The sequence below is a fragment of the Yinghuangia sp. YIM S09857 genome, from assembly GCF_051388915.1.
Taxonomy (GTDB): domain Bacteria; phylum Actinomycetota; class Actinomycetes; order Streptomycetales; family Streptomycetaceae; genus Yinghuangia.
This window is the reverse complement of the sequence record NZ_JBPKBH010000007.1, coordinates 33,700-36,753: the sequence shown is the minus strand read 5'-3', so window position 1 is coordinate 36,753 and position 3,054 is coordinate 33,700. Positions and strand designations below refer to the sequence as shown.

1 protein-coding gene is annotated in these 3,054 nt (G+C 69.9%); it reads left to right on the top strand.

The window, feature by feature from the left end:
- Window positions 1-497 precede the first annotated feature (497 nt).
- A complete protein-coding gene (locus ACRX5S_RS16445; protein ID WP_436773678.1) occupies window positions 498-2,948 on the top strand; it encodes an MMPL family transporter in 2,451 nt (816 codons plus the stop codon).
- Window positions 2,949-3,054 lie beyond the last annotated feature (106 nt).

Below are 3,054 nucleotides of genomic sequence, written 5' to 3'. Positions count from 1 at the left end.
TCGCCGCGCGCGGCGACGAGGGCTTCACGCCCGTACTCGGACCGCCGGACCCGGACAAGCCGGCCAGCCGCGCCATGCTCGGCATCCTCGGCGCGATGCTGCTGATCACCGGGGTCATCGCGCTGATCGCGACGCTGGTGAGCTGAGCCCCGTTCCGCACCACTCCGTTCCCTTGTGCGCCGATTCTGATGGGTTGTCAAGGAATCGGCAGACAGGGGCTTTTCGCGCGGCCCGGATACCCACGTGCACGAAATGATCATGCTCGCCCGGGTTTTCCCGGCGACATATCCATGAGCCGGTCCGTTCCCCAGGCGCCGAACCCCTAAGGGGTGGGGCTAGCCCCACCCCTGGTACGGGCGCCCACACCCCAGGGATACGGCAGTTCGCCGGATGGGGCCGCATGCCCCCCGGCTCGTAGCGTCGTACCGACAGCACGGGAACCACCGACTCGGGGCGGTTCCGCCGCGTACGCACACGCGACGAAGGAGAACGAACCCATGGCACGCAGGCGCAATCTCGCCGCCTCGATGGGCGGATGGAGCGCGAGGAATCGCAAGACGGCAGTGGCCGCCTGGCTGCTTTTTGTGGTCCTCTCCGTTGTCATCGGCGGCATGCTCGGTTCCAAGGAACTCAAGGACTCGGACATGACCCCGGGGGAGTCCGGGCGCGCCGAGAAGATCATCGAGGACGCCGGGGTCGAGGACCCCGCGAGCGAGATGCTGCTGTTCACCGGCACCTCGCTGTCCGCCCAGGACCCCGCCTTCCGGGCCGCCGTGGACGACGTCCTCGCCAAGGTGAACGCCAGCGGCGTCGTGGCCAACATCCGCTCGCCCTACACCTCCGAGGGGGCCGTCTCCGAGGACGGCAAGTCCGCCCTCGCGCAGTTCGACGTGGTGGGCGAGCCGGACGACGCGGTCGACAAGCTCGACCCGATCCTGGACGCCGTCAAGGCCGGCCAGGCCGCGCACCCCGACCTGAAGATCGAGCAACTCGGCGACGCGACCGCCGAGAAGTGGTTCGACGACACGATCGGGAACGACTTCAAGACCGCCGAGTGGACCGCCGTCCCGCTCGCCCTCGGCATCCTGCTCATCGCCTTCGGCGCGGTCGTCGCCGCCCTGCTGCCGGTCGTCCTGGCGCTCACCGCGTTCGTCGCCGCGAGCATGGGCCTGCTCGTCCTCGCCAGCCGCCTGGTGCCGACCGAGGACGTCACCATGTCGGTGATGCTGCTGATCGGCCTCGCCGTCGGTGTCGACTACTGCCTCTTCTACATCCGCCGCGAGCGCGAGGAGCGCGCCAAGGGCCGCGACCCGGAGCGCGCGCTGGCCATCGCCGCCGCCACGTCCGGCCGTTCGGTGCTCATCTCGGGCGTCACCGTCATGGTCGCGATGGCGGGCATGATGTTCACCGGCCTCGGCCAGTTCCAGTCGATGGCGATGGGCACCATCATCGTCGTCTTCACCGCGATGCTCGGCTCGGTCACCGTGCTGCCCGCGCTGCTGTCGATGCTCGGCGACAAGGTCGACGCCGGCAAGATCCCCGGCCTGGGCCGCATGCGCCGCCCGTCCCCCGACGGCGGCAAGTTCTGGGGCGCGATCCTGCGCACCGTCCTCAAGCGCCCGCTCGGCTGGACGCTGGTCGCCGGCGGCCTGCTGGTCGCGCTGACCCTGCCCGCGCTGGACATGAAGCTGTCGCTGCTGCCGCTCGACAAGGAACTGCCCAAGAGCGAGCCGATCGTCCAGACGTACAAGAACGTCAACGAGAAGTTCCCCGGAGGCCCGTCGCCCGCGCAGGTGGTCATCTCGGCCGAGGACATCAACGCCCCCGGATTCCAGGCCGCGCTGGCCGACTTCAAGAAGCGGGTCGTGGAGAACCCGACGCTGTTCACCGACCAGATCGACGTCCGCACCTTCCCCGACAAGAACACCGTGATGCTCGTCAACGTGCCGTTCACCGGCGCGGACGACGGCAAGTCGCTCAACACGCTGCGCGACGAGCTGGTGCCGGACACGTTCGGCAAGGTCGAGGGCGTGGACGCGCCGGTCTCCGGGGACTTCGCGGAGACCAAGGACTTCAACCACCAGCTCGACAAGACCACGCCGATCGCCTTCGGGTTCGTGCTCCTGTTCGCCTTCCTGCTGATGCTCGCGTCGTTCCGCTCGCTGGCCATCGCACTGACCGCGATCGTGCTGAACCTGCTGTCGGTGGGAGCCGCGTACGGCGTGCTCACGCTCGTCTTCCAGCACGGCTACGGCGACTTCCTGGTCGGCACGGACGCGCCGGGCGCGATCACCTCGTGGCTGCCGCTGTTCCTGTTCGTGGTGCTGTTCGGCCTGTCGATGGACTACCACGTCTTCGTGGTCAGCCGGATCCGCGAGGCGTACGACAAGGGCATGAGCACCAACGACGCGGTGGCGTTCGGGGTGCGCAGCACGGCCGGCGTGGTGACCAGCGCCGCGGTGATCATGGTGGCGGTGTTCGCGGTCTTCGGGACGCTGTCGATGCAGCAGATGAAGCAGATGGGCGTCGGCCTCGCGGTGGCGGTCCTGCTGGACGCCACGGTCATCCGCGCGATCCTGCTCCCGGCCGTCATGGGCCTGCTGGGCGAGCGCAACTGGTACCTGCCGAAGTGGCTGGGCTGGCTGCCGCAGATGGACCATGGCGCGGGTGAGGACGAGGACGAGGTCGAGCGGCCGCTGCGGGAGCCGGTGCTTGCGGGTGCGGGTGCCGGGGCGCACGGGGCCCACGGGGCGCCGTACCAGGCGGGTGCGGAGTACGGGCACGGTCCGGGCGGTGCGTACGGCAACGGTCAGCACGGGGCCGGGCAGTACGGGAGTGACCAGTACGGGAGTGACCAGTACGGGAACGGCGGCTACGGCGACCTGTACGGCCAGGGCGGGGACGACGTCTCCGGATCCTCCCGGATCCCGAGGCCGCCCGTCGGCTGACGCGGCCCCCGCGCGGCGGTGCGCCGCCGGCCGACGGGGGGCCGGCGGCGGACGGTCGAACACAGTGTCACAAGGCGGCGGGTCCCGACCCTCAAGGGTCGGGACC